The sequence below is a fragment of the Candidatus Pseudomonas auctus genome, from assembly GCF_048654275.1.
Lineage (GTDB): Bacteria > Pseudomonadota > Gammaproteobacteria > Pseudomonadales > Pseudomonadaceae > Aquipseudomonas > Aquipseudomonas pharyngis.
On record NZ_JBJYZK010000001.1, the window covers coordinates 437,913 to 462,918 of the forward strand.

Annotated in this window: 25 protein-coding genes; 8 read left to right on the top strand and 17 right to left on the bottom strand. The window is 59.8% G+C overall.

Translation table 11 applies throughout. The annotated features are described in order from the left end of the window. Positions 1 to 2: 2 nt before the first annotated feature. The 3 genes from nhaB to ACKUG4_RS02020 all read right to left on the bottom strand — a co-directional run bounded on the left by nhaB (position 3) and on the right by ACKUG4_RS02020 (position 3,420). Positions 3 to 1,505, bottom strand: a complete 1,503-nt coding sequence (gene nhaB / locus ACKUG4_RS02010; RefSeq protein ID WP_445433294.1) for a sodium/proton antiporter NhaB — start codon at positions 1,503 to 1,505, stop codon at positions 3 to 5. A gap of 74 nt (positions 1,506 to 1,579) precedes the next feature. After that, complete coding sequence (locus ACKUG4_RS02015) at positions 1,580 to 2,869, bottom strand: NHL repeat-containing protein (RefSeq protein WP_064596372.1); 1,290 nt, start codon at positions 2,867 to 2,869, stop codon at positions 1,580 to 1,582. Positions 2,870 to 3,153: 284 nt separating this feature from the next. After that, positions 3,154 to 3,420 carry a hypothetical protein gene (locus tag ACKUG4_RS02020; RefSeq protein ID WP_085611679.1) on the bottom strand — a complete coding sequence of 89 codons (267 nt, stop codon included), beginning with the start codon at positions 3,418 to 3,420 and terminating at the stop codon, positions 3,154 to 3,156. Positions 3,421 to 3,766: 346 nt separating this feature from the next. On the opposite strand from ACKUG4_RS02020, the gene ACKUG4_RS02025 reads away from it, so the two are divergent. Continuing rightward, positions 3,767 to 5,092 (top strand): sigma-54 dependent transcriptional regulator, encoded by a 1,326-nt coding sequence (locus ACKUG4_RS02025; RefSeq protein ID WP_039768186.1) that lies wholly within the window; start codon positions 3,767 to 3,769, stop codon positions 5,090 to 5,092. An 82-nt stretch (positions 5,093 to 5,174) separates the two neighbouring features. Here the strand turns inward: ACKUG4_RS02025 and fapF are convergent, their stop codons facing one another. The 9 genes from fapF to ACKUG4_RS02070 form a co-directional block, all read right to left on the bottom strand. After that, positions 5,175 to 6,494: a fibril amyloid transporter FapF gene (gene fapF / locus ACKUG4_RS02030; RefSeq protein ID WP_445433295.1), complete on the bottom strand. Its 1,320-nt coding sequence runs from the start codon at positions 6,492 to 6,494 to the stop codon at positions 5,175 to 5,177. 45 nt (positions 6,495 to 6,539) lie between these two features. Beyond that, positions 6,540 to 7,286 carry a fibril amyloid subunit FapE gene (gene fapE / locus ACKUG4_RS02035; protein WP_064596374.1) on the bottom strand — a complete coding sequence of 249 codons (747 nt, stop codon included), beginning with the start codon at positions 7,284 to 7,286 and terminating at the stop codon, positions 6,540 to 6,542. Positions 7,287 to 7,329: 43 nt separating this feature from the next. Beyond that, positions 7,330 to 8,010: a fibril amyloid maturation endopeptidase FapD gene (fapD, locus tag ACKUG4_RS02040; RefSeq protein ID WP_445433477.1), complete on the bottom strand. Its 681-nt coding sequence runs from the start codon at positions 8,008 to 8,010 to the stop codon at positions 7,330 to 7,332. Positions 8,011 to 8,072: 62 nt separating this feature from the next. Beyond that, a complete protein-coding gene (fapC, locus tag ACKUG4_RS02045) occupies positions 8,073 to 9,071 on the bottom strand; it encodes an amyloid-like fimbrin subunit FapC (RefSeq protein ID WP_064596376.1) in 999 nt (332 codons plus the stop codon). A gap of 70 nt (positions 9,072 to 9,141) precedes the next feature. Then, positions 9,142 to 9,714 carry a fibril amyloid subunit FapB gene (gene fapB, locus ACKUG4_RS02050; protein ID WP_039768194.1) on the bottom strand — a complete coding sequence of 191 codons (573 nt, stop codon included), beginning with the start codon at positions 9,712 to 9,714 and terminating at the stop codon, positions 9,142 to 9,144. Position 9,715: 1 nt separating this feature from the next. Further along, positions 9,716 to 10,165, bottom strand: coding sequence for a functional amyloid chaperone FapA (gene fapA / locus ACKUG4_RS02055; protein ID WP_064596378.1), 450 nt, complete (start codon positions 10,163 to 10,165; stop codon positions 9,716 to 9,718). Positions 10,166 to 10,522: 357 nt separating this feature from the next. Next, the gene (locus tag ACKUG4_RS02060; protein WP_445433296.1) at positions 10,523 to 11,047 is read right to left on the bottom strand and encodes an AAA family ATPase; all 525 of its coding nucleotides are present in this window, start codon (positions 11,045 to 11,047) and stop codon (positions 10,523 to 10,525) included. Continuing rightward, a complete protein-coding gene (pnuC, locus tag ACKUG4_RS02065) occupies positions 11,044 to 11,607 on the bottom strand; it encodes a nicotinamide riboside transporter PnuC (RefSeq protein WP_007957471.1) in 564 nt (187 codons plus the stop codon). Before pnuC ends, ACKUG4_RS02060 begins: the two co-directional genes overlap by 4 nt. Positions 11,608 to 11,688: 81 nt before the next feature. Beyond that, on the bottom strand, positions 11,689 to 13,323 hold the full coding sequence (locus ACKUG4_RS02070) for a methyl-accepting chemotaxis protein (RefSeq protein ID WP_445433297.1): 1,635 nt from the start codon (positions 13,321 to 13,323) through the stop codon (positions 11,689 to 11,691). Positions 13,324 to 13,626: 303 nt separating this feature from the next. Here ACKUG4_RS02070 and ACKUG4_RS02075 point away from each other — a divergent pair, with 303 nt between their 5' ends. Continuing rightward, the gene (locus ACKUG4_RS02075; RefSeq protein WP_039768199.1) at positions 13,627 to 14,457 is read left to right on the top strand and encodes an undecaprenyl-diphosphate phosphatase; all 831 of its coding nucleotides are present in this window, start codon (positions 13,627 to 13,629) and stop codon (positions 14,455 to 14,457) included. Continuing rightward, positions 14,454 to 14,882 carry a DUF1294 domain-containing protein gene (locus ACKUG4_RS02080; protein WP_039768201.1) on the top strand — a complete coding sequence of 143 codons (429 nt, stop codon included), beginning with the start codon at positions 14,454 to 14,456 and terminating at the stop codon, positions 14,880 to 14,882. The genes ACKUG4_RS02075 and ACKUG4_RS02080 overlap by 4 nt, the downstream gene beginning before the upstream one ends. Here ACKUG4_RS02080 and ACKUG4_RS02085 read toward each other — a convergent pair. Both ACKUG4_RS02085 and ACKUG4_RS02090 read right to left on the bottom strand, forming a co-directional pair. Further along, complete coding sequence (locus ACKUG4_RS02085) at positions 14,879 to 15,238, bottom strand: MmcQ/YjbR family DNA-binding protein (protein ID WP_445433298.1); 360 nt, start codon at positions 15,236 to 15,238, stop codon at positions 14,879 to 14,881. The genes ACKUG4_RS02080 and ACKUG4_RS02085 overlap by 4 nt on opposite strands. Next, positions 15,235 to 16,143 (bottom strand): LysR substrate-binding domain-containing protein, encoded by a 909-nt coding sequence (locus tag ACKUG4_RS02090; RefSeq protein WP_064596388.1) that lies wholly within the window; start codon positions 16,141 to 16,143, stop codon positions 15,235 to 15,237. Before ACKUG4_RS02090 ends, ACKUG4_RS02085 begins: the two co-directional genes overlap by 4 nt. A 127-nt stretch (positions 16,144 to 16,270) precedes the next feature. Here ACKUG4_RS02090 and ACKUG4_RS02095 point away from each other — a divergent pair, with 127 nt between their 5' ends. Further along, the gene (locus tag ACKUG4_RS02095) at positions 16,271 to 16,882 is read left to right on the top strand and encodes an FMN-dependent NADH-azoreductase (RefSeq protein WP_039768205.1); all 612 of its coding nucleotides are present in this window, start codon (positions 16,271 to 16,273) and stop codon (positions 16,880 to 16,882) included. A gap of 235 nt (positions 16,883 to 17,117) precedes the next feature. Continuing rightward, positions 17,118 to 18,155, top strand: coding sequence for an alpha/beta hydrolase family protein (locus ACKUG4_RS02100; protein ID WP_011334022.1), 1,038 nt, complete (start codon positions 17,118 to 17,120; stop codon positions 18,153 to 18,155). A 4-nt stretch (positions 18,156 to 18,159) separates the two neighbouring features. Here ACKUG4_RS02100 and ACKUG4_RS02105 read toward each other — a convergent pair whose 3' ends face one another. Then, positions 18,160 to 19,347 carry an MFS transporter gene (locus ACKUG4_RS02105; RefSeq protein ID WP_445433299.1) on the bottom strand — a complete coding sequence of 396 codons (1,188 nt, stop codon included), beginning with the start codon at positions 19,345 to 19,347 and terminating at the stop codon, positions 18,160 to 18,162. Between the two features lie 144 nt (positions 19,348 to 19,491). Beyond that, a complete protein-coding gene (locus ACKUG4_RS02110) occupies positions 19,492 to 21,078 on the bottom strand; it encodes an ABC-F family ATPase (protein WP_039768209.1) in 1,587 nt (528 codons plus the stop codon). Positions 21,079 to 21,471: 393 nt separating this feature from the next. On the opposite strand from ACKUG4_RS02110, the gene lpxO reads away from it, so the two are divergent. Then, entirely contained in the window at positions 21,472 to 22,371 is a 900-nt protein-coding gene (gene lpxO, locus ACKUG4_RS02115; RefSeq protein WP_445433300.1) for a lipid A hydroxylase LpxO, read from the top strand. 42 nt (positions 22,372 to 22,413) lie between these two features. On the opposite strand, the gene ku is transcribed toward lpxO, so the two are convergent. Further along, positions 22,414 to 23,274, bottom strand: coding sequence for a non-homologous end joining protein Ku (ku, locus tag ACKUG4_RS02120; RefSeq protein ID WP_445433301.1), 861 nt, complete (start codon positions 23,272 to 23,274; stop codon positions 22,414 to 22,416). 191 nt (positions 23,275 to 23,465) lie between these two features. Between ku and ACKUG4_RS02125 the strand changes: the two genes are divergently transcribed. Continuing rightward, positions 23,466 to 23,807 (top strand): hypothetical protein, encoded by a 342-nt coding sequence (locus ACKUG4_RS02125; RefSeq protein ID WP_445433302.1) that lies wholly within the window; start codon positions 23,466 to 23,468, stop codon positions 23,805 to 23,807. Positions 23,808 to 23,857: 50 nt separating this feature from the next. After that, positions 23,858 to 25,003 carry a PQQ-dependent sugar dehydrogenase gene (locus ACKUG4_RS02130; protein ID WP_445433303.1) on the top strand — a complete coding sequence of 382 codons (1,146 nt, stop codon included), beginning with the start codon at positions 23,858 to 23,860 and terminating at the stop codon, positions 25,001 to 25,003. The last annotated feature ends 3 nt before the right edge of the window (positions 25,004 to 25,006 follow it).

Here is a 25,006-nt window from a genome sequence, read left to right on the forward strand (position 1 = left end):
TTTTACAGCCAGTAACTCACGGCATACCAGCCAAGCAATCCCATCACCACGGTGTAAGGCAACGCCATCCACACCATCCGCCCGTAAGACAACCGCACCAGCGGCGCAATCGCCGACGTCAGCAGAAACAGAAACGCCGCCTGACCATTGGGCGTCGCCACGCTCGGCAGGTTGGTGCCGGTGTTGATCGCAATCGCCAGCGTCTCGAAATGTTCGCGGCTCATGTGCCCGGACAGGAACGCCTGCTTCACTTCGGTGATGTAGATCGTGGCGACGAACACGTTGTCGCTGATTGCAGACAGCAGACCGTTGGCGATGAACAGCATCCCCGGTTGCTGCTCCGCCGGCAGTGCCAGCACCCATTGAATCAGTGGCGCAAACAGTTGCTGGTCGTGAATCACCGCCACCACGGCGAAGAACACCACCAGCAGCGCAGTGAACGGCATGGCGTCCTTGAATGCGCTGCCCAGTCGGTGCTCGTCGGTGATCCCGGTGAATGCAGTGATCAACACAATCACCATCAGGCCGATCAACCCGACTTCCGCAATATGGAACGCCAGCCCGGCAATCAGGATCAGCGCAGCGCAGCCTTGTACCAGCAGGGCGGCGCGTTGGCGTGGCGTGCGTTCGGCGTTGTCTTCGGCGGCGTAGTTGGCGAGCACTGCACGTACGTTGTCCGGCAGCAGCGTGCCGTAGCCGAACCAGCGCAGTTTCTCCAGCAACAGGCAGGTCACCAGTCCCGCGACCAGCACCGGCAGCGACACCGGTGCGACCTTCAGGAAAAACTCGGCGAAGTGCCAACCCATCTCGTGGCCGATCAACAGGTTCTGCGGTTCGCCAACCAAGGTGCAGACGCCACCCAGTGCAGTACCGACGGCGCCGTGCATCAACAGACTGCGCAGGAAGGCGCGAAACTGTTCCAGATCCTCGTGATGCAGCTGGGGCAGATGCCGGTCATCGCTGAATTCGCTGTCCTGGCGCGGGTCGTTGCCGGAGGCCACTCGGTGATAAACCGAATAGAAGCCGACGGCGGCGCTGATGATCACTGCGGTGACGGTCAGCGCGTCGAGAAACGCCGAAAGAAATGCCGACAGAAAACAGAACATCAGGGCCAGCAGTGCCTTTGAACGCACGCCCAGCAGCAGGCGCGAGAACAGGAACAGCAGCAGGTCTTTCATGAAGTAGATGCCGGCGACCATGAACATCAGCAGCAGAATCACCGGGAAATTGTGCTGCAGCTCTTCGTACAGCGCCTGGGGCGTGGTCATCTTCAGCAGCAGCGCTTCGATCAGCAACAAGCCGCCGGGCATTAGCGGGTAGCACTTGAGCGCCATGGCCAGGGTGAAAATGAACTCGATCACCAGCAACCAGCCGGCGGCGACCGGACCTGCGGCCCACAGTACCAGCGCATTGAGCAGCAGAAACCCGACGATACACGCCTTGTACCAGCGGGGTGAATGCCCGAGAAAGTTGTGCGCGAACGCCTGGGCCATCGAACCGGACATTGGTTGCTCCTTGTATTAAGAAGCGCGCAAGTTGCCGTAAGCGATGGGCAAGATCAAGTGCAGTCGGATTCGCATCAGTGATTCAGATACCGCGCCACCATCGCACGGTAGTTGCCATCCAGCGAATAGCCGCCCACCAGAATTCCCCCGTCAGGCTGTATCGCCACCGAGGTGGCCGTATCGAGGCTGCGCCCCAGTCGCGTGCGCAACCAGCCATTACCGGAACCGAAGCTTCGATCAAGGCTGCCGTTGGCCAGATAGCGGGCGACGATGAAATCGGCTTCAACACCGCCGATCGTCGCGCCAACCGCGATCATGCGTCCGTCCGGCATTACCTGCGCCGCGCTCCACTGGCAGCCGCTGGAGCCGATTGCCAGCAAATGCGGTTGACCACCGTTGCAGTGCAGGTCAGGGCGGCCGTTGCCATGGACAGACTGCGCCATGCATCGAATCGGATCGCGGCTGCTGCCAAAACAATGCAAATGCTCCGCCGACTGGATGACCTGATTGACCAGTGCACTGTGCCCCTGGACTTTGAAGGCCATGAAGCCGTCCACCGCAAAACGTTCATCGAGCTGGCCGTCCGGCAGGTAGCGGGCGAGCAGGCCTTCCTGTGGGAAATCGATGGAGCCGGCCACCACGATTCTTCCGTCTCCTTGCAGCAGCACGCTGCCGAGCCAGGTATTGAGCAGCAAGTGGCGAACCATGACGAAGCCGCGACCGTTGAACGACGGGTCGAGTCTGCCATCGGGTGTGAGGCGGATCAGCATGCCGACGTGATCGGCCAGTTCGAAGTGATGGTTGGCGATCAACAGGATACGTCCGTCCGGTTGCACCGCAAAATCGCAGGCTTCGGCGCCCGGAACGCCCGGCGGGAGCCAGGCGTCGCGGGTGCCCATGGACAGGTCGCCGGGCAAGCGAACGATTTGTCGGCCGTTGTCGCCGAAGTCCGGGTCAGGCCGGCCTTGGGCGTCGAACAGGGCCAGGGCGGGAAGGGTGCAGTGTTCCGATTCATAGTGCAGGCCTGCCAGCAGAATCCGCCCGTCGGGCAAGACCTGAACCTTGCTGCCCGTCGCTTCGAATCCGCTGGCGAACCGGCCGATCACGCTGCCTTGATTACCGAAGCCAAGGTCCGCCGATCCGTCCCCGAGCAAGCGGGCCAGACCGAAGCAGTTGCCCTGAGCCGTGCCGACTTTGGCGGCGACCAGAATCCGACCTTGCGCATCAAGTGCCACGCTCTGGGTCAGGCTGGACGTACTGCCGGCGAAGTAAACCTGCGCCACACCATTACTGGAAAAAGTTTTGTCGAGTTGTCCGGCATTTTTCGCTAGCGTCGGCAACGCGATGGCGGTCTGGGTTGACATGCATGCTTCTCCTTGCGAGTCGACCGATTTCCGGGAGGCGGAACGGGTAACTGCATGAGCGAGACATTCAATCCCTGAATACGCGCAAGTACAACTGACAGAACTAACAGGTGGAGAGTCGCACTGTGCCAGAACAGTGTCTTTTTGAACCAGTCGCAAGCCTGCCAAGTATTCAGGCGCGAAAGTATCGAGGAAAGTTGTACAAAAGACTGAAGTTGGAAAAAGATTGGCAACTAACAGAAGAGGGCGGATGACTTGAGCGTCATCCGCATTACCCGCAACTATCAGTGTGGCATCGACCAGGATTGCAACGTATAGCCTTCTTCGCTCAGTTCGGCGCGGGCTTGTTGCAACAGGTGTTCAAGTTGCGCTGGATCAGAGTAGGCACTGCTTGGGATCTGGGTACGACCGATGTGGGAGTTGGTGCGGTCGATCACGGTGAGGCAAAGTTCGCCATTGCCATCTTGTGGGGCCCAGGCGACGCATTGAAACGGTTCAAATGCGCGGTTGGCAATCAAAAGAGCTTCGTTGATACGGAGCGGGGCGGTCATGGGGTCTTCTCTCTTTAAGTGCCCAATCAAGTGATGTGCCGTCGGTTGGGCTTACCGTTCGGCGAGTTACTTGTACTGATGCACGCAACCCGTTGGCAGGTCACACCGGATTTGAAGAAATTTCGAATTTCTTTCATACCTTCAATATTCCGACCGGTTTTTGAAAGCCTGGCGAAAGAATCAAGTCGATAGCTAACTAATAAAGCGCTTTCTTATAACTGCTTCACTTGTACACCTATAAGCAATCGATACAAGGCCCCGTCAAATTCTTGCTAATGTAACAGTCAGGTTCGCCAAATGACTGTTTTTACGATCATTTCCTAAAATTTGGCGCCAAGGAACAGTCATGAACGAAGCGCCTGCATTACGACGTTTACTGGTCGTCGACCCGTGCGACGACTGTCACCGATTGTTGCCGGGTTTGCGTGCCGTGGGTTGGGACGTCGACAGTTGCAGCCTGGAAAATGCCGCCGACCGAAGCTGCGATGTCGGCCTGCTGCGTTTACAGCCTTTTCACCTGGAACGTCCCGAAGCCGTCAAAGAACTGATCAGCCGCAGCGGCACCGAATGGATCGCCGTGTTGAATCAGGAAGTGCTGCGCTTGCAGAACGTCGGCGACTTCGTCTGCGAATGGTTTTTTGATTTCCATACCTTGCCGTTCGACGTCTCCCGGGTGCAGGTCACCCTCGGTCGCGCGTTCGGCATGGCCCGCCTGCGTGGCCAGGGCACGATTCACGTCGATCAGCCGGAGCACGAGCTGCTGGGCGACAGCAAACCGATCCGCGAGCTGCGCAAACTGCTGAGTAAACTGGCTCCCACCGAGTCGCCTGTGCTTATTCGCGGAGAAAGCGGGACCGGTAAAGAACTCGTCGCCCGCACCCTGCACCGGCAGTCGCAACGGCACAGCAAACCGTTTGTTGCGATCAACTGCGGGGCAATTCCCGAACATTTGATCCAGTCCGAGCTGTTCGGCCACGAGAAAGGCGCGTTCACCGGCGCCCATCAGCGCAAGGTCGGACGTATCGAAGCAGCCAACGGCGGCACCTTGTTTCTCGATGAAATCGGCGATCTGCCACTGGAACTGCAAGCCAATCTGTTGCGCTTTCTTCAGGAAAAACACATTGAACGGGTCGGCGGCAGTCAACCGATCCCGGTTGATGTGCGGGTGTTGGCAGCGACTCACGTCGACCTTGAGGCCGCCATCGAGAAGAAGCGCTTTCGTGAGGATTTGTACTACCGGCTCAATGTGCTGCAAGTAGTGACCGCGCCGTTACGCGAGCGCCACGGCGATCTGTCGATGCTGGCCAACCATTTTTCCCATTTCTACAGTCACGAAACCGGCCGTCGTCCGCGCAGCTTCAGTGAAGATGCGCTGATTGCCATGGGCAAGCACGACTGGCCGGGCAATGTCCGCGAACTGGCCAACCGCGTGCGTCGGGGGCTGGTGCTGGCCGAAGGACGGCAGATCGAGGCCCGTGACCTGGGGCTGATCAGCCAGCAGTCGATCGCGGCACCCATGGGCACCCTTGAAGACTACAAGACCCGCGCCGAACGCCAGGCCCTTTGCGATGTATTGAACCGCCACAGTGACAACCTCAGTGTTGCCGCCAAGGTGCTGGGGGTTTCCCGGCCGACTTTCTACCGTTTGCTGCACAAGCACCAGATCCGCTAGGGCGCGGCGCTTCCCTGGCCCGGGAAGCTGAAAAGGCCCGCTGCGATGCAAGTCGCAGCGGGCCTTTTCATGATGTTGCGGATTAGAAGTAGTACGGGAATTTCAGGCTGAAGGAGAAGTCCGGGGCATCGTCCGTCATGCCGATGGACAGGTTGGGCACGATAGTCAGGTTGTCGGTAGCCGCAATGGTCATGCCGACGTTGAAGTAACCGGCGTTGGCGTCGCTGGACACCACCGATTCCCAATCCCCGCCATCCTGTTTCAGCTTGCTCTTGCGTTGCACCAGGTCCGAGACAGAGAACGACATACTCATCTTCTCGTTCAGTGCGAAGGCAACACCCGCGCCGATCTGGAAGCTGTCGCCGATGCGGACCTTGCCCGGGTTTTTCTGGTTGACGGTCGAACTGATGTCGTCGAACGATTCCTCGAAGTTATGGGTGTAGGACAGGCTGCCGAACAGCACGGCCGGGTCAAACGTCTTGACCAGCGAGATGCCCGGTGTGATCGACCAGACGCCGTTGCCGGTAGGCAGGGTGTCAGGCACAAACAGGTTCGAGTTGGCATCGGTCTGGCGCAGCTTGATTCCGAACGGGTCCTTGCCGGTAGGCGCCTTGACCCGCAAGGAAACCACGGCGTCCGGGGTATTGACCGACTCGTCCAGGAACTTGTACGCAATGCCGAAGTTGACGTCGCCCAGAGTCGGGTCGCGGCTGACGTCCTGTTCGGTGGTGACGTTGGAGGCGCCGCCGTTGCCGCCGCCGGACTGATAGGTCGATTCACGGTAGACCACCGGCACGTTCAGGTCGAACTGCCAGCGATTGTCGAAGTTGTAGCGCCCCGTCAGGTCTAGTGTCCAGGTGTCGGCCTTGATCCGGTCGAGGTTGATGTTGCCGAGAAAAATCGAGTCCAGAGCGAGGAAGCCGTTGAGGATCAGCTGGCGGGTGTCATAGCGTGAATAGGTCACGCCGGTTTCAAAGCTGAACTTGCCGCCGCCAAAGAAGCCGCTGGCTTCGTCGTACAGGTTGGACACACTCTGTGCCGGTTGTGAATCGTCGGCCAGCGACTGGCCATAGGATGCGCCGCTGCCCCCGGCGGCGCCCCCCGACGCTGCTGCAGCCCCGGTCCCTGCAGCCCCGGTCCCTGCAGCCACCCGGTTGCCTTTCATGTCCGAAGGCGATTTGGCCAGGCGTTTTGGGGGCGGAGAGGCGGGTTGCTCTTCGACCTGGCGGACCCGTTGTTCGAGCACCGCCAGGGCTTTCTGTTGTACTTCGTATCGTTGCTTAAGCTCCAGAAGTTCCTGTTTCAGGGCTTCTACATCGGCGTCGGGTGCTGCTTGCAGCATCGCCGCGGGTAGAAGAGTACTCAAACATACAGCAGCACGCAGTGATACTGATCGATACATGAATAAGCCGTCCCTTTAAGCCCAATGATCGAGACTCAGCGTAGTTCAATATCCGATATTGCGTAGCGCCCCGAGTTGAGTCAGGTTGCAGTCCAGTGCGCCGGCACTTCTGCCGTTATTGTTCAGGACAACGTTGAGTTGGGTCAGGTTGTTGACTACGTTTGCATTGCCCAGCAGGCGAGTGTTCTGCAGCAGCCCGCTCTGAGCGACCTGTTGCAGTGCTGTGCCCTGGTTGCCGCTGGCCTGAATGGCCATCTGAACGCCGCCGCCGGTGGCAGAGACTGCAACACTCCCGGCGGCGTTGCTGCCGGTGATGGTCTGACCGGCTGTAAGAGCTTGCCCTTGGGCAGGCACCAGGGCGGGGGCCTGACTGGCCTCTTTGACGTTGATCGCAACGTTGTTGTAAGCGGTATTGCTGTCGCCCGCCGCGCGTACGCTTTGCGTGACGCCTTGCGAGGTGTTCAGGGCTGCGCCACCAATGACATTGCCAGTCCCCAGTTCCGGGGTACTGCCATTGCCGTGTTCCTTGATGGTCGAGACGTAGAATTCAGGTTTGACCGAAGCGGCCTGCAATTGCATCGAGGCCGATGCCCCGATCAGATCTCCACTGGCGTTGCGCCAGGTACTGCTCATGACGACACCGAAGCTGATGATCCGGCCCGGCATGACATAACGACCGCGCAGCTCTGCGAGCTCCTGGTCCTTGATTTCGATGGGTTTGAATCCTGCATTGGCATAGCCTGACGCGCTTGCTGCCAGGCAGGCGGCGGCCAGCCAGTATGAGGTTTTCATCTGCTGCTCCCGGGACATCCAGCCCCACTCTTGTAATCGGCGATTAAAAGAAGTCGCTCTGTATGAACCCGAAGTCCATCAATTCAGCATCTTTGACCGGGTTGAAGGCATCCAGCTTGTTTTTGGCCGTCACCGGTACCGGAGGGCTGCGCAAGGCATTGGCCTTGTCATATCCGGGGCCGACGATGGCAAAGACAATGCCGTTCCAACCTTTGACAAAGTCATCATGGGAGTAGCGTTTGTGTCCTAAAACCGGGTCTCCGATGTAAACCCAATCCTTGTCCGCCCGCTGCATCACCACGAAATGCTTGTAGCCGCGAATTTCCATCAGTACCACCACCGGGATCGTGACTGCGTCGAGTTTTTCCGGTGGAATCTTGTAGCCCCTGGCGCGCATGCCGATGCTTTCTATGTAGCGCTTCATGTCCAGCATGGAAAAACCCTGAGTACGAACAAGGTCCTGGTCAGCGTTGACCAGCATGCCTTTGATGATGTGCTCCTCATCGACGTCGAGCCAATAAGCCTGGCGCAATACCGTGGCCAGTGCGGCGGCGCCGCAACTGAAGTCGGTTTTCTGTTCGACGATGTCGGCAAACTTGCGCTCACGGATGCTTTGCACGTTCTTGTAGACGAGCGTGCCGCCAGGCAAGGCAGCAACGGGCATCTGGGCAGCCTGGGTCAGGCCGCAGAAGCAAAGCAGAGCGAGGAGGGCAGCCTTACGCATGATCGATACGCCTTTGGGACTGAGGAAAAGCCCCGTTTCCGGGGCTTTCGTTTCGATCGCGATTACATGCAGGCTTTGCAACCTGCAGCGATGGACAGCGAGTTGCTTTGTTGGTTGCCCACACCCGCCGAGACGTTGGCTCCGCCGTTGCCGGAGAAGTTGTTCATCGAGTTGGTCATGTTGGCATTGTTCACAACAGGTGCTTTCCAGCCATCTTTGGTCAGCACTTGCTGAGTGGTGACGCCAGCGAGGCCAAAGGTACCCACGGCTTCGAACTTGGCTTTCTGGTCATCGTTGCCGCCGTGGCCGCCGCCACGATTGCCATAACCACCGTGGTGGTCATCGTCTTCGATGGTCGCAGTGCCTTTGGCCTTGAACACGCCAGCGGCTGCGAAGGTACCGGTAAGGGTGTCTTTTTTGTAGGTCTGCACGCCTTTGTTGTCGACGACCAGGCCAGTGGAGGACTGGTTGGCAGCAGCAGCGGCAGTGGCTACACGACCACCCGATACGGCGATTGCCAGGTTGTTTTTCTGTTGGTTGAAGTTGCCGGAGGTCACGTTGATACCGATGTTGCCGGAACCATTGTTGCCTGCATTGTTGAGCGTGGCGTTATTGAAGGTGGACGAGTTTTTCACATAGTTGTTGTTGTTGACTTGAGTGGCACTCGAGGCAGCAACAGCGGTGCCGAAGATGAAGCTTTCGTCGGCGGTAGCCAGGGCCGCGGCGTTGTCTTGTTGGTTGCCGTCACCGGCTGCAACGTTGGCGCCCATGTTGCCGTTGGAGCCATTGAGCGAGTCACTGGCGTTGGCATTGTTGACGGTGCCCTGGTTTTTCACCACGTTGCCATCGCTGTTTTGTGCATCGAGCACTGCAGCGCCGGCGCCGGCGGTAATTTGCAGCAGTTGTTCCAGGGTTGGGCCTTTCGGACCATGGTTGCCATGACCGTTGCCGTGCCCGTTACCATGACCGTGATCATCATCACGACCGCCTGCCTGTGCTGCGATTGCCATCACTGCTGCAAGTGCGAAAACCAGTGGTTTGAGGGCCATTGTAGGTTTCATGGTGTTTCTCCGTGCTTATTAGTTGGTTAAGTGTTGGTACTTTCTAATTGCACTGCTTTTGTTGTTTGGGTCAGTCAGCGACCCGGATGCTCAGGGTGTTAGCCATTCGGTTCCCCACCCCGGCACTCTGGTTCACCTGGATTACCCCTCGGCTGCCGGTGAAGGCCTGATCACTTGTCGTGACCTGGCGACTGCCGGGTGAGGTGCCAGTTGCTCCTGAGCTCGGTAACAACGCCACGTTCTGTTGGGAAAGGGCGCTATCGTCAACGGCCTGCGGGCCAGCACTGATGCTGACGCGCGTGACGTTGGCCATCTGGTTGTTGGCCCCGGCGCCTTGGTTCACGCCAAGGATCCCGTTGCCGTTACTGAAAGAGGTGCCGCCGATGTTGGCGCTCGCGTTGATCGAGCGGTCGGCGGGGGTGTCGATTTTCTGCTGCACGCTGGTCCTGGCGTGGGACTCGGTGCCAATGGCAATCGCCTTGACGTTGGCCTGCTGCATCTGATCGCCAGCGGCCTGGTTGACGTTGAAGTTGCCGCGGTACTGAGCACCGGAGTCTTGAATGTTCGCGTTGTTCACAGCGCTGGGATCGGCCATCACACTGGAGCAACCGAGCAGGGCAAGCAGGAGCAGGGAACGATTCATGTCACTGGCCTCCAGCCATTCGGGTCAACGGAGCGAGACCGGAACTCATCGCGCGGTTTACGGTATTGGAAATCGAGCTGCCGGCACCGCCGCCATGACCGCCGCTCATGCCGGGCAGGCCGTTCTGGTTGGTCAGGTTGTTCATGCCGGGCAGGTTTGAGCTGGGGGTGTTGATGTTGCCGCGGATGGAAGAGCCGCTGGCTACACGGGCAAAGTCACCATCACTGAGTTCGGTATTGCTGAGCGTCGAATTGATGCGGGCAGACGGGTTGGCATTGACGGTGGTCGGATAGGGGTCTTTGCCACCGCTGCGACCGATCGGGATCGGCTGGACATCACGATTGAGCACGATCACGCCGTTGCCTTCGGCCTGAACGTTGAAACTGAGAAACGGGCTGGCGGCTGATCCGATCAGCAGAAGGCAGGTAAAGGCTTTTTTGATATTCCCCACGGCGGCAATTCCTTCTTCAGTGGGCTGAGCCTGTTCAGCGTTGTGAAGGAGAGAGCGAAAGCTGTGCCGCTTTTGAAATGTCTTTGAGTTTCAATGTGTTGAGTGGATTGAGCGTGGGGCTGATACAACAGCTGTTTCATCGATGAAACAAAACACTGCCTGCGCAACCCGTTAAAGACAGTGCAAAGCTCTGGACCAAGGGTTTGCGCGCAGGTGTTTCAGTGGCGTAACAAGTCGGATGACAAAGGGATGAAGGGCCTTGAGACGGGCACTTTGCACCTGAAGGAGTGTTTCAGGAATGGACACTTTTCCCCCAAAGCAGGGGGATACGGCGGGTCAAACGCCCCGCAAATCGGGTCAGTCCGCGAGCAAGGTGTGCACCGCATCGAAGGCCCGCTGCTGGCGTTCGGCCCAGTCGCCCTTGATGATCTGCAAGGGTTGGTGATGGTTTTCCAGCCATGTACGGGTCGCCTGATAGAACGCGAGTCGTTCGCTCAAGTCGGGCTGGCAGCGCTGACCGTCGTCCGTCCATTCGATCTGCTCCGGGGACAGGAGCAGGTGCAGGTCGTAATGACGGGCCAGCAACTCGGTTTCCAGCCAGGGCGGGCACTCGCCGAATAACGTCTGGCTCCACAGCATGTTGCTCAGCAGATGCGTGTCGAGAATCAACAGGCGCGGCTGCTGCGCGCGTGCTGCGTCTTCCCATTGCAACTGGCCGCGCGCGATCTCGGGGACGTCGGCCAGGCAGGTATCCCGAGGGTTCTGCTCGATGAACCAGCGCACATATTCGTCCACCCGCAAACCGCCGAACTGCTGTTGAATCCCGGCCGCCAGCCAGCTCTTGCCCGTAGACTCGGGACCGGTCAGCACAATCACTTTCATCGTTGCAACGCCGGATCGGCACGCCATTCGCGCCAGCCTTGCACCGCGATCAGGGTGAACAGGGCATACAGCGCCGCCGTGAGGTACAGCCCTTTATAGAGGAACAGTCCGACGAAGATCACATCCAGCACGAACCACAGCGCCCAGCATTGCAGGCGTTTGTGGGCCATCCAGAATTGCGCGACCAGGCTGAAACCGGTCAGCGCTGCGTCGAGCCATGGTTGCGCCGCGTCGGTCCAATGGGCCATGGCCGCGCCCAGCAGCAGACTGCCGACCGCACCGATGGCCAGGCCCTGCGCAATCGAGCGATTGTCGAGCCGGCTGACTTCACGCCCGTCATGCATCGTCCCGGCCCGCGTCCATTGCCACCAGCCATAGATTTGCAGCCCGGCATACACGACCTGCAGCAGCATGTCCGAATACAGCTTCACCTCGAAGAACACCCAGGTGTAGAGCGACACCATGACCAGTCCGATCGGCCAGCACCACGGATTCTGTTTGACCGTGAGCCACACGGCGATCACGCCGAGGGCGGCGGCAAACAGTTCTAGCCCGGACATGCAGGATCCTTGGGGGAGTTGGGAAGGGAGCGGATTGTACCGAAAAACAGGTGGGAAACGAGTTCCCACCTGTTGCAGGGATCAGACGCGGAACTGGCGCAGCAGCCCGTTCAGTTGTTCGCTGAGCTGGCCGAGTTTCACACTCGCCACGCTCGACTGCTCGGCCGCCAGTGCCGTGCTGTGAGACAAGCCCGCCGCCTGGGTAACGTTCTGGTTGATGTCTTCGACCACATGCGCCTGCTGCAGCGTTGCGCTGGCAATCGAGGCGTTCAGGCCATTGAGGTTACGCAGGGCCTGGCCGATCGCGTTCAGGCTGGCGCTGGCCAGACCGGCCTGTTCGATGGTCAGTTGCGAGGCCTTGCTGCTGTCGCCGATCACCTTCACGGCGGCTTCGGAGTGGTTTTGCAGGCGTTCGATCATCGTCTGGATTTCCGCCGTGGACTTCTGCGTGCGCTGCGCCAGCAAACGCACTTCGTCGGCCACCACCGCAAAACCGCGCCCCTGTTCGCCGGCCCGAGCCGCTTCAATCGCGGCGTTGAGGGCCAGCAGGTTGGTCTGCTCGGCGATCGAGCGGATCACCTCCAGCACGCTGCCGATCTGCGTGCTTTCAGTCGCCAGCGTGCGGATGACTTCCACCGCTTGATCGATGGTGCCGGAGAGCTTGTCGATCTGTTGCAGGCTGCCGTCGATGTTGATCTGGCCCTGCTGGGCCTGGGCTTCGGCGTCACGCATTTCGCTGGCGGCGTGTTCGGCGTTCTTCGCCACGTCCTGTACGCCGTAGGTCACTTCGTTGACGGCAGTGGCTACCAGCTCCATCTGCTGCGACTGCTGCTGGCTGCGTTGCTGAGCCTGCGCAGCATCGTTGCCCAGCTCGCTGGACGATTGGCCCAATGCACTGGCGGATAGCTGCAAGTCCCCGATCACCCGGCGCAGTTTGGCGGTGAAGGCATTGAAGTGATGCGCCAACTGAGTGACTTCGTCCTGGCCGTGGGTGTCGAGGCTGCGGGTCAGATCGCTTTCGCCGCTGGCGATGTTGGCCATGGCGTTCACGGTTTCCTGCAACGGACGAACGATGCTGCGGGCAATCAGAATCACCAGCAGCGCCATGATCACCGCGATGACCAGTCCGACCACGGATGCCTTGATCACCTGGTCCTGGAACTCGGCCTGCACGTCGTCGACGTACACGCCCGAACCGATGACCCAGCCCCATGGCTCGAACAATTTCACGTAAGAGGTCTTGGCCACCGGTTCACTGGCACCGGGCTTGGGCCAGCGATAGTCGACCATGCCGGCGCCCTTGGCCTTGGCGATGGCGACCATTTCATTGAACACCGCAAAGCCGTCCGGGTCGCGGATCGCCGAGAGGTTCTGGCCTTCGAGCTTGGGATTGGTCGGGTGCATGACCATCACGGGCGCAAGGTCGTTGATCCAGAAATAGTCGTTCTGGTCATAGCGCAGGCCACGGATCGCGGTCAGCGCCTGTTTCTGTGCCACATCGCGGGTCAGGGTTCCTGCGGCTTCGAGGCCTTGGTAGTAAGTCAGCAAACCGCTGGCGGTCTGCACCACATGCTGGGTTTTCTGGGCCTTGGCGTGGTAGAGGTCATCATGGATCTGCTTGAGCATCAACACGCCCAACGTCAACAGCATGACCACGGCCACAATCAAGATGAGCCACAAGCGTCGGCTGATCGACACACTGCGCAAGCTGTTCATAACGCTGTCACTCCGGATTCTTTTTCTTGTAATAAACCACCGCCAGCATCCAACCACGTTTCGGTGACCGGGCATACGCGACCCAAGTCGTAGAACGCGGCAGCGCTATTACGGCTTGTCTGTTAGGATTTCGGCCCCGCGCGTGAAAACCTGAATCGAAATTGATTTTTCACGGAATTTTGACTGTTTCGTGTGGATCCTGTGCGCGCGGAATCGGTACAGCTTTAACCAGCTACGCTGAACGCAGTGAACGTAAAAAATACTATCGGGGCATGCCTCTGTGCATCGCTCTCTGGGGGATTGATGGATCTTTGGACGGCCTTGCAGGCACTGATTCTAGGAGTTGTAGAGGGGCTGACGGAGTTTTTGCCCATTTCCAGTACCGGACACCAGATCATTGTTGCCGACTTGCTCGATTTCGGAGGCGAGCGGGCCATGGCGTTCAACATCATCATCCAGCTTGGTGCGATTCTCGCGGTGGTCTGGGAATTCCGACGCAAGATTCTCGACGTGGTCATTGGCCTGCCGACCCAGCCGAGTGCGCGGCGCTTCACCGCCAACCTGCTGATCGCCTTCCTGCCCGCCGTGGTGCTGGGAGTGGTCTTCGCCGACTTGATTCACCACTACCTGTTCAATCCGATCACCGTGGCCGCCGCGCTGGTGGTGGGCGGCATCGTGATGTTGTGGGCCGAGCAGCGTCAGCATGAAGTGCACGCCGAAACGGTCGACGAGATTCGCTGGACGGATGCGCTGAAGATCGGCTTCGCCCAGTGCCTGGCGATGATCCCCGGCACTTCGCGCTCCGGCTCGACCATCATCGGCGGCCTGTTGTTCGGCCTGTCGCGCAAGACCGCCACCGAGTTCTCGTTCTTCCTGGCGATGCCGACCATGGTCGGTGCGGCGGTGTATTCGGGCTACAAGTATCGCGACCTGTTCGTACCGGCGGACTTCCCGGTATTCGCCATCGGTTTCGTCACCGCGTTTATCTTCGCCATGATCGCGGTGCGCGGCCTGCTCAAGTTCATCGGCAGCCATAGCTACGCGGCGTTTGCCTGGTACCGGATCGTCTTCGGTCTGGTGATTCTGGCAACGTGGCAGTTCGGCTGGGTCGACTGGACGGCAGCCAAGCCATGAGCGACTCCCGCGCACGCCGCCCGGATCGCGGTCCTTCCGGTGGCAATATCCAGCACTTGAAATTGAAACTGGTGGTGCTGCTGATCGTCTGCGCGCTGCCACTGTTCGGCTCGTTGTCGATGTGGCTGCGCGGGATTTCCCTGGTACCGCTGACGGCTTACGGGCTGGTCAGCGTGCTGGCGTTTTTCCTGTACTGGGCGGACAAGCGCAAGGCCCGCGCCGACGCTTGGCGCACACCGGAAAACATCCTGCACGCGGTGGAACTGGCCGGTGGCTGGCCGGGCGCGTTGATCGCCCAGCAGGTCTTCCGGCACAAGACGCGCAAGGTGTCGTTTCAGGTGTTGTTCTGGATGATTGTGGCTTTGCATCAGGTGTTCTGGATCGATCAGTTGTTTCTCGGTTCGAACCTCCTGGCGTTGTTCTAAAGCAGCAGCCCGACCTGCACGCGCTTGGGCAGCTTGCTGACCACCAGTTGGTGGGAACGCTGCAGCAAGCCTTGCAGTTCCTCGGCGCCCAGCGGGTAGGGCGGGTACATGATGATCCATTGCGCCCGGGCAAGGTACGGCGCCGGGTGAATGCCCGGCCGGTCGCAATGACCGAGAAACAGGTCCTTGTCGACCTTGAACGCCAGCGAATCACCGCGCAGTCCCTGCAAGGCGAACATCTTGTTGCCGGCAATCGAAAACACTCGCACGCCACCCCATTTGTAGTCTTCCCTGGCACCGGGCAGGGCCAGGCAGAAGTCCGCGACATCCTGTTCGCTCATCTTTCCTTGTTTCATAACAGCCGTTCTCCACAGGCATTGAACGATTCGACCAGATGATCGATCCATGCGCGCACCGCCGGCATCACCCCGCGCCGATGCGGATACACCGCTTGCAGCCAGCCGCCGGGCAGTGACCAATCAGGCAACAACTGCACCAGCGTGCCGTTGTTCAGTTCCGTTTCGCAATACATCATCGGCAGCAGGGTGAAACCCTGGCCGGCCAGCACACAGGCCTTGCGCACGATGAAATCGTCGATGCCCAGCCGGGCTTCCAGCGCCAGATCGCAACTCTTGCCGTGCTGATCGAGCAGGCGCACATGCACCATGCGATCGGCTTCCAGAGCGCCCAGCACCGGCAGGTTCTTCAGGTCCTGCGGATGATTGATTTCCACGCCCTGCATAAAGGAAGGGCTTGCGACCACCACCATCTGCGCCTGACGCAGGCGGCGGGTCACCAGCATCGGTTCTTCATCGCCGTGTTCGCGCACGCGCAGGGCCACGTCGATGCCTTCGGTGATCAGGTCGACCCGTCGATTGATCAGGGTGACTTCCAGCTGCACCTGAGGGTATTTGCCAAGGAAATTGCTGATCACCACCGGGAGCATTTCATGGGCCAGCCCCGTGGGACTGGAAACCCGCAAGCGTCCGCGAGGCTCGCTGGACATGCTGGCCACTGTTTCATCGGCCATTTCCGCTTCCAGCAGCATGGCCTGACAGTGACGCAGATAGCGTTCGCCGACCGCCGTCAGCTTCAATTGGCGGGTGGTGCGTTGCAGCAAACGTGCGCCAAGGCGTTCTTCCAGCTCGGCGATGCGCCGCGACAGGCGTGACTTGGGAATGCCGAGCAAGCGGCCGGCGGCGGCGAAACCGCCAGCCTCGACCACTTTGGCGAAATAGTAGAGATCGTTGAGGTCTTGCATGGAGAAACCCGACTGTTCTATCAGTGGGACAAACTATCGCATTGTTGCCGTCTAATCAGCTATTGGTTTCGTCGGTAGGATTGTCTCCATTCCGTCGCCACCGGCGATTCATTCCAGGAGATTCCACATGAAACTGCTGCACATCGATTCGAGCATTCTGGGCGACAACTCCGCTTCCCGTCAGCTGAGCAGTCAAGTCACTAAAGCCTGGCAAGCCGCCGAGCCAAGCGCTGTTGTGACCTACCGCGATCTGGCCGCTGATGCCATCAGCCACTTCTCGTCGACCACCCTGGTTGCTGCCGGCACCACCGCTGAACTGCGCAACGCCGCACAACAGCACGAAGCCGAACTGAGCGCCACCACCCTGGCCGAATTCATCGCCGCTGACGCTATCGTCGTCGCTGCACCGATGTACAACTTCACCGTGCCGACCCAGCTCAAAGCCTGGATCGACCGCATCGCCGTCGCCGGCCAGACCTTCCGTTACACCGAAGCCGGCCCTGAAGGCCTGTGCGGCGGCAAGAAAGTAGTGATCGTTTCCACCGCTGGCGGCATCCACGCCGGTCAAGCTTCGGGCGTGGCACACGAAGACTACCTGAAACTGGTCTTTGGCTTCCTCGGCATCACCGACATCGAAGTCGTGCGTGCCGAAGGCCTGGCCTACGGCGAAGAAGTGCGCAACAACGCCATGAGCGCCGCGCAAGCGAAGATCAGCGAGCAGCTGTTCGCCGCCGCGTAAGGCTTGCGTAAAGAACAGCTCCTGTTCAGGCAAATTCCAAAAAACTCTGTATTCTGGTTCCGCAAGGGCCAGATACGGAGTTTTTTGTTTCTGACTGTTACATAATCTGGCCCGGGTTATGCAGTCTGATGATCAACGTCTGAGTGCAACGCCGCGCCGGGGTACCGAATTTCGGAATTTCGGGCGTCGAACACAACGGATCTTTCGATTGAGTAACAACAGGGTGGGGCATCCCATGATGCGTCTTTGTGCAGCGTTACTGATTTGCCTGCTCGGCAGCCTGAATTCAGTGCACGCTGCGCCCGGGCAGCACCCGCGCTGGAGCGTCGGCTATCACGAGATGACATTCCTCGATCCGCTCGACCTGCAACCGATGCGCGCCATCGCGTTCTATCCCTCCAGCGACCGCGAACACCTGAGCCTGCTCGAAGGTTATTCGGTCGAGGCCGGCGAAGACACCAAAGTCGCCATCGGCCGTTTCCCGATGCTTATGCTCTCTCACGGCAACACCGGCACGCCGCTGGCGCTGCACGACCTGGCTACGTCACTGGCACGCAAGGGGTTCGTGGTGGTGGCGGTGATTCACCCCGGCGATAACTCCAAGGATCACAGCCGCCTCGGTACGTTGAGCAATCTCTATGGCCGGCCGATCCAGATTTCCGAAGCCATTACCGCGACGTTGGGCGATCGCATGCTCGCGCCGTACGTGAACGCCGAGCAGGTCGGCGTGATCGGCTATTCGGCGGGCGGCGAAACAGCGTTGATTCTGTCCGGCGCGCAGCCGGATCTGGATCGCCTGCGCCGCTACTGCCAGGAACGTCCGGATGACCGCGACGCCTGCAACACCCAGGGCGAGCTGATTGTCGACCGCGACGATCTGCAACCGGTGGCCGATCCGCGCGTGCATGCGTTGCTGCTGATGGCGCCGCTGAGCCTGAAGTTTGGTCGTCACACTTTGGCTGATGTGCATGTGCCGGTGCTGCTCTACAGCGGTGATGGCGACAAACTGGTGGCCTTCGATAAAAACGCTGCGGCCCTGGCGCGCAAGCTGCCGACCGCACCCGACTTCAAATTGCTGGCCGGGGCAGGGCACTTCGTGTTCATGGCGCCATGCAATGAAGAGCAGATCCGGGCGATGCCGGCGCTGTGCACCGACGCGGACGGGGTCGATCGAGAAGACATCCACCGCAACCTGATTTCCGAGGCCGGACGGTTCTTCTCCCATGCCTTGGGCAGGCCGACCCGCGCGGGGATGCAGACGGCGGATCAGTGAGCGTTTACGCCATGGCCCGGCGCTTGAGCAGCAAGGTCAACGCCAGTCCGGTCACGGACAGCACGGCCGCACTGAAGAAAATCCACGAATAGCCCAGGTTCAACGCCACCGCGCCCATCAACGGGCCGGCAATCGCCAGCGCCAGATCGAAAAACACCGCATAAGCACTCAACCCGGCACCACGACTGGAGTTGGGCACCTGCTTGATCGCCTCGACGCCCAGCGCGGGATATACCAGCGACAGGCCGAACCCGGCCAGACCGGCGCCGACCAAGGCATACGCGGTCGAGGGCGCCAGCCACAGCATGACCAGGCCGACAGTTTCGATGGTCATGCAGGCAATCGCCGAGGTGAATCCGCCAAAACGGCCGATGGCGGAAATGAACAGCAGCCGCGAAAGGATGAAACACACACCGAACACCGTCAGGCAATACGCAGCGCCGCTCCAGCCGCGATTGAGGTAATACAGGGTGATGAAGGTGGTCAGCGTGCCATAGCCAATCGACGCCAGGCTCAGACTGGCGCCGAACGGCGCAATCCGTCCGAACACCGCCCAGAACGGCAGGCGTTCACCGCGTACCACCGGCACCGAGGGCTTATTGCGGATCAGCAGCAAGGCGCCGGCCGCGAGTAGCGACAGCGCAATGCCAAGGCTTTCGAAGCCATAGTCGGCGACCATCACCACGCCCAACGGCGCGCCAATGGCAATCGCGCCATAGGACGCGATGCCGTTCCACGAAATCGAGCGCGCGGTGTGTTCGGCACCGACCTGGCCCATGCACCAACTGATGGTGCCGACGCCGATCAGGCCCTGGGCAATCCCCAGCAACAGGCGCCCGACAATCAGGATCGACAGGCTCAACAGCGGCAAGCTCTGCAGCAACGTCGAAACCAGCGTCAGCACACCGCTGAGCACGATCCCCGACAAACCATAAACAATCGCCCGTTTGGTGCCGATGGTGTCCGACATGCGCCCGGCCATTGGCCGGCTGAGCAGGGTAGCCAGGTATTGCGAACCGATCACCAGCCCGGCGATCACGGCACTGAAACCCAATTGCTCGTGCACGTAGCCGGGCAGTACCGCTATCGGCAGGCCGATGCAGAGGAAGGCAATAAAGGTATAGAAAACGATGGAGACGATCTGCAGGGTGATCGCCAGGGAGCTTTGCGGTGGCTGTTGCTGCGCAGACATGAGGACTCGTTCGCGGGCGGCGGTGGGAGAGTCCGCATCATGGCGTGGCGCTGGATTAAAAGGAAGCAGGCTAACGATCTTTTCCTCGACGAAAAAAAAGCCCTGTCACAAGGACAGGGCTTTCTGTTTACCGCTCGATTCGACTTAGAACACCACGCCTTGGCTGCGCAGGTAGTCGTCGTAGGTGCCGCTGAAGTCGGTCACACCGTTCGGGCTCAGCTCGATGATGCGGGTGGCCAGGGACGATACGAACTCACGGTCGTGGCTGACGAAAATCAACGTGCCCGGGTAGTTTTCCAGCGCCAGGTTCAGCGCCTCGATCGATTCCATGTCCAGGTGGTTGGTCGGTTCGTCCATCACCAGTACGTTCGGCTTTTGCAGGATCAGCTTGCCGAACAGCATACGACCTTGCTCACCACCGGAAATCACCTTCACCGACTTGAGGATCTCGTCGTTGGAGAACAGCATGCGACCCAGGGTGCCACGGATCACTTGCTCGCCCTGAGTCCACTGACCCATCCAGTCGAACAGGCTGACGTCGTCTTCGAAATCGTGGGCGTGGTCCTGAGCGTAGTAGCCCAGCTCCGCGCTTTCGGTCCACTTCACCGAACCTGCGTCCGGGGTCAGTTCGCCCATCAGCGTGCGCAGCAGGGTGGTCTTGCCGATACCGTTCGGGCCGATGATGGCTACGCGCTCGCCGGCTTCAACGGTGAAACTGAAGTTCTTGAACAGGGTCTTGCCGTCGAAGCCTTTGGACATCTGCTCGATGGTCACGGCCTGGCGGTGCAGCTTCTTGGTCTGTTCGAAACGGATGAACGGGCTCACGCGGCTCGATGGCTTGACTTCGGCCAGCTGGATCTTGTCGATCTGCTTGGCGCGGGAAGTGGCCTGCTTGGCTTTCGAGGCGTTGGCCGAGAAGCGGCTGACGAACGTTTGCAGTTCGGCAATCTGGGCTTTCTTCTTGGCGTTGTCCGACAGCAGTTGCTCGCGGGACTGGGTCGCCGCGGTCATGTACTCGTCGTAGTTGCCCGGGAACAGACGCAGCTCGCCGTAGTCCAGGTCGGCCATGTGGGTGCAGACGCTGTTCAGGAAGTGACGGTCGTGGGAAATGATGATCATGGTGCTGTTACGCGCCGTCAAAATCGTTTCCAGCCAGCGGATGGTGTTGATGTCCAGGTGGTTGGTCGGTTCGTCGAGCAGCAGCACTTCCGGATCGGAGAACAGTGCCTGAGCCAACAGAACACGCAGCTTCCAGCCCGGCGCGACTTCGGTCATCGGGCCGAAGTGCTGTTCCAGCGGAATGCCCAGACCCAGCAGCAGTTCACCGGCGCGGGATTCGGCGGTGTAGCCGTCCATCTCGGCGAACTCGGTTTCCAGCTCGGCCACGGCCATGCCGTCTTCTTCGCTCATTTCCGGCAGCGAGTAGATGCGATCGCGCTCGGCCTTGACCTTCCACAGCTCTTCGTGACCCATGATCACCGTGTCGATCACGGTGAATTCTTCGTAGGCGAACTGATCCTGGCGCAGTTTACCCAGGCGTACATTCGGCTCCAGCATGACCTGGCCGCCGGACGGCTCGAGGTCGCCGCCGAGGATCTTCATGAAGGTCGACTTGCCGCAACCGTTGGCGCCGATCAGGCCGTAGCGGTTGCCGCCGTTGAATTTGACCGAAACGTTTTCAAACAGCGGCTTGGCGCCGAACTGCATGGTGATGTTAGCTGTAGAAATCAAAGGTTTTTCCTGCGAAGCGTGCTGAGTAGCGAGGGTGCAGCCGGAGCGCTTGGCCCGAGTCGAAGTGCGCTGAGGCGGGGCAATCCCGTCATCAACCAAGGGGGGCGCGTAAAGTTTGGCGGCGATTGTACTGGTCTGGCTCTTTAAACGATAGGGCGGTGACATTCCGATTGCCGTTTGGCGCAATCGCGAGACAGTTTTTCACAGATGAAGGTTCACTATTGGTTACAAACTGTGGCTAAAATGCCATCCATTCACCCAATGCCTTGTCCGGCATGGGCTCAAGGATGCGCCACCGGGACGTTTTTTTTTGATTTCAGACCACTGCCACAGACCTTGGGCCACAGCCCGAAAGGCGCGCAGTTTGTTCACTTCTGACGTGTGACGATTTCCGTGAAACTCATCATTGCCGCTGTATATGTCATTTCCATTGCGTACGTTCACCTGCGCGGTCGCGTACGCCACAAACTCGGTCGTCAACTGAGCGATCACTCCTCGTTCCTGGCACCGATCAACTGCTTCCTTTATCTGTTCTCGAAAAAGCCCAACACGCCTTACCTTGATCCAAAGGACTTTCCCGATCTGACTCCGTTGCAGACCCACTGGGAAGAAATCCGTGAAGAAGGTCGTAACCTGCTGCGTGCCGGCGAGATCAAGCGCTCGAACCAGTACGACGACGTCGGTTTCAACTCGTTCTTCAAGACTGGCTGGAAGCGTTTCTACCTGAAGTGGTACGGCGACAGCCACCCGTCGGCGCTGCAACTGTGCCCGCGCACCACCGAACTGGTGCAGAGCATCGGCTCTATCAAGGCTGCGATGTTCGCCGAGCTGCCGCCGGGCTCGAAGCTGGTGCGTCACCGCGACCCATACGCCGGTTCGTACCGCTATCACCTTGGCCTGGAAACGCCGAACGACGCCGGTTGCTACATCAACGTCGATGGCGAGAATTATCACTGGCGTGATGGCGAAGCGGTGATGTTCGACGAGACGTTCATTCATTACGCGGAAAACACCACCGACCAGAACCGCATCATCCTGTTCTGTGACATCGAGCGCCCGATGAAGTATCGCTGGGCGGCGGCGTTCAACCGTTGGTTCAGCCGCACCGTGATGTCGGCGGCCGGTGCGCCGAACGATGCGGGTGACCGCACCGGTGGCATCAACCGGTTATTTACCAGAATCTATAAGATTCGCCTGCGCGGCAAAGAGCTGAAAAAGCGCAATCGCAAACTCTACTACATGGAAAAGTGGGCGATCTTCGGCGGTCTGCTGGCGATCTTCATCCTGATCTGACGAATCGGGCGATTGTTGAAAGACAGTCGCCCGATTTCATTTTCATGAGGCCTTTTTGGTTTTCTTCGCCGCTGTTGTCTTGCTGGCAGTCTTCTTCGCCGGTTTGGCCGGGGCTTTGCCGCCGAGGCTGCGCTTGAGCAGTTCGGTCAGGTCGATAACATCGGCCGATTTGCGCTCTTCTTCACCGGAAACCGTCTCAACGTCTTCGATCTTGCCTTCATGGGCCTTCTTGTCCACCAGCGCCATGATCTTGTCTTCGAACTCGTCGTTGTAATCCTCGGGCGTCCAGTCCGCTGTCATGTCTTCCACCAGCCGTTTGGCCATGTCCAGCTCGCCCTTGGCCAGTTGCGGCTTGGTCACTTCGCTGCCCAGCTCAAGTTCGTCCAGGCTGCGCACTTCCTGCGGCCAGCGCAACTTCACCAGCACCAGCGCCGACTCCAGAGGCATCAGCGCCGCCAGGTATTGGCGCGTATGTAAAACCACTCGGGCGAGGGCGACCTTCCGGGTTTTGCTCAGGGTTTCACGCAGCAAGGCGTAGACCTTGCCGCCGCGCTTGTCCGGAGCCAGGTAATAGGGCGTGTCGATGTTCTGCAGCGGGATCTGTTCACTGTCGACAAAGGCGAAGATATCGATGGTCTGGGTCGAAACCGGGTGTGCCGAGCGGATCTCTTCCTCGCTCAGCACCACATAGCGGCCTTTTTCGAACTGCACACCTTTGACGATGTGCTCCTTGGTGACTTCCTTGCCGGTGACCTTGTTGACCCGTTTATAGCCGACCGGGTCCATGCTGCGGCTGTCGAGCCAGTCGAAGTCGACGCCTTGGGATGACGTCGCCGAGACCAGCGCCACAGGGATGTGGACCAGACCGAAACTGATTGCGCCTTTCCAGATTGCCCGAGCCATGTGCTGTTCTCCGAGTGATGTTCGGGTGACCCGTGGCCCGGCGTAAAAGTTTCCGTTGTTTGCTGGGTGCCGCTAAACGTCAGGTCAAGCCGTGTTACATCTTGTTTAGCGGTGACGGGTTAACAAATGCGAACCCACGGCGTAGCGTGGACTCGAAGGCTCTAGTCCCTGCGCACCGAAAGAGGCCGTTCATGAACCGTTTCCTGCTTGGCATTGCGTTGCTCGCCCTCAGTGGCGGGCTGGTTCACGCCGATGGCGCAATAAGCCATACATCGCTGTTGCTGGCACAAAGTCCGACCGGCAACAGCAACAACCCCTACAACAGCCCGATCCGCCGGGCGAACCCCAACAGCATGCAGGGCACCCAGGCCAGCACTCCGCCCATTCGCGGGCCGAACACCGTTCCCGTGCCGCGTCCGCCGACCCTGGAAAACCGCGGTATCGGCAATGGCCAGCCGCTGCGCTCCGTGCCGAGCACGCCACCCACCTTCATCCCCAACCCTCCAGCCCGTGACAGCGGGAGCAACCGTTGAATGGCAGAACCGCTTCTGTCAGCCCTTCAAACGAACAAAAGGAATCGTGCATGTTGCGTAAAACCCTTCTGGCCGGCCTATGTGCCAGTGCACTTATCGCCGCTCCGGCGTTCGCCGCCGCTCCCAAAGAGCTGCAAAGCGAGCAGGGCACCCTTGAAGTCACAACGATTACCCAGGGCCTCGAGCACCCATGGGCTCTGGCCTTCCTTCCTGATCGCCAGGGCATGCTGGTGACCGAACGTCCCGGCAACCTGCGCGTGGTGGATGCCGACGGCAAGCTCTCTGCGCCGATCACCGGTGTGCCGGACGTCTGGGCCAAGGGGCAGGGCGGATTGCTCGATGTGGTGCTGTCACCGGATTTCAAACAGGATCGCCTCGTTTACCTGTCGTACGCCGAGGGTGGCGGTGCGGGTGACAAGGCCGGAACGGCGGTGGGGCGCGGGCGCCTGTCGGATGACCTGAAAACCCTGAAGGACTTCAACGTGATTTTCCGTCAGGAACCGAAACTGTCGGTCGGCAATCACTTCGGCTCGCGGCTGGTGTTCGACCGGGACGGTTATCTGTTCATCACCCTGGGCGAAAACAACGACCGCCCGACCGCGCAGGACCTGGACAAGTTGCAAGGCAAGGTCGTGAGGATCTACCCCGACGGCAAGGTGCCGGACGACAATCCCTTTGTCGGCCAGTCCGGCGTGCGCCCGGAGATCTGGTCCTACGGCCACCGCAATCCCCAGGGCGCCGCGCTCAATCCATTGACCGGAACGGTGCGGGAAAACGAACACGGCCCACGCGGTGGCGACGAGGTGAACATCATCGAACGCGGCAAGAACTACGGCTGGCCGCTGGCGACCCACGGCATCAACTACTCCATGCAACCGATCCCGGAAGCCAAGGGCAAGACCGCCGAAGGCACGGTCGGGCCGCACCATGTCTGGGAAAAATCCCCGGGCGTCACCGGCATGGCGTTCTACGACGCCGATCGCTTCAAGCCGTGGCAGCACAATCTGTTCATCGGTGCGCTGGTGACGCAGGAGCTGATCCGCTTGCAGTTCGACGGCGACAAAGTGGTGCATGAAGAACGCTTGCTCGGCGAATTGAAACAGCGGATCCGTGATGTGCGCCAAGGGCCGGATGGTTACCTGTATGTGCTGACCGATGAGTCCGACGGTTCGCTGTACAAGATCGGACTCAAATGAACC

Bases quoted from the DNA above. Each gene is read 5' to 3' on its own strand.
- nhaB (WP_445433294.1), bottom strand. From the start codon at position 1,505: ATGTCCGGTTCGATGGCCCAGGCGTTCGCGCACAACTTTCTCGGGCAT.
- ACKUG4_RS02015 (WP_064596372.1), bottom strand. From the start codon at position 2,869: ATGTCAACCCAGACCGCCATCGCGTTGCCGACGCTAGCGAAAAATGCC.
- ACKUG4_RS02020 (WP_085611679.1), bottom strand. From the start codon at position 3,420: ATGACCGCCCCGCTCCGTATCAACGAAGCTCTTTTGATTGCCAACCGC.
- ACKUG4_RS02025 (WP_039768186.1), top strand. From the start codon at position 3,767: ATGAACGAAGCGCCTGCATTACGACGTTTACTGGTCGTCGACCCGTGC.
- fapF (WP_445433295.1), bottom strand. From the start codon at position 6,494: ATGTATCGATCAGTATCACTGCGTGCTGCTGTATGTTTGAGTACTCTT.
- fapE (WP_064596374.1), bottom strand. From the start codon at position 7,286: ATGAAAACCTCATACTGGCTGGCCGCCGCCTGCCTGGCAGCAAGCGCG.
- fapD (WP_445433477.1), bottom strand. From the start codon at position 8,010: ATGCGTAAGGCTGCCCTCCTCGCTCTGCTTTGCTTCTGCGGCCTGACC.
- fapC (WP_064596376.1), bottom strand. From the start codon at position 9,071: ATGAAACCTACAATGGCCCTCAAACCACTGGTTTTCGCACTTGCAGCA.
- fapB (WP_039768194.1), bottom strand. From the start codon at position 9,714: ATGAATCGTTCCCTGCTCCTGCTTGCCCTGCTCGGTTGCTCCAGTGTG.
- ACKUG4_RS02060 (WP_445433296.1), bottom strand. From the start codon at position 11,047: ATGAAAGTGATTGTGCTGACCGGTCCCGAGTCTACGGGCAAGAGCTGG.
- pnuC (WP_007957471.1), bottom strand. From the start codon at position 11,607: ATGTCCGGGCTAGAACTGTTTGCCGCCGCCCTCGGCGTGATCGCCGTG.
- ACKUG4_RS02070 (WP_445433297.1), bottom strand. From the start codon at position 13,323: ATGAACAGCTTGCGCAGTGTGTCGATCAGCCGACGCTTGTGGCTCATC.
- ACKUG4_RS02075 (WP_039768199.1), top strand. From the start codon at position 13,627: ATGGATCTTTGGACGGCCTTGCAGGCACTGATTCTAGGAGTTGTAGAG.
- ACKUG4_RS02080 (WP_039768201.1), top strand. From the start codon at position 14,454: ATGAGCGACTCCCGCGCACGCCGCCCGGATCGCGGTCCTTCCGGTGGC.
- ACKUG4_RS02085 (WP_445433298.1), bottom strand. From the start codon at position 15,238: ATGAAACAAGGAAAGATGAGCGAACAGGATGTCGCGGACTTCTGCCTG.
- ACKUG4_RS02090 (WP_064596388.1), bottom strand. From the start codon at position 16,143: ATGCAAGACCTCAACGATCTCTACTATTTCGCCAAAGTGGTCGAGGCT.
- ACKUG4_RS02095 (WP_039768205.1), top strand. From the start codon at position 16,271: ATGAAACTGCTGCACATCGATTCGAGCATTCTGGGCGACAACTCCGCT.
- ACKUG4_RS02100 (WP_011334022.1), top strand. From the start codon at position 17,118: ATGATGCGTCTTTGTGCAGCGTTACTGATTTGCCTGCTCGGCAGCCTG.
- ACKUG4_RS02105 (WP_445433299.1), bottom strand. From the start codon at position 19,347: ATGTCTGCGCAGCAACAGCCACCGCAAAGCTCCCTGGCGATCACCCTG.
- ku (WP_445433301.1), bottom strand. From the start codon at position 23,274: ATGGCTCGGGCAATCTGGAAAGGCGCAATCAGTTTCGGTCTGGTCCAC.
- ACKUG4_RS02125 (WP_445433302.1), top strand. From the start codon at position 23,466: ATGAACCGTTTCCTGCTTGGCATTGCGTTGCTCGCCCTCAGTGGCGGG.
- ACKUG4_RS02130 (WP_445433303.1), top strand. From the start codon at position 23,858: ATGTTGCGTAAAACCCTTCTGGCCGGCCTATGTGCCAGTGCACTTATC.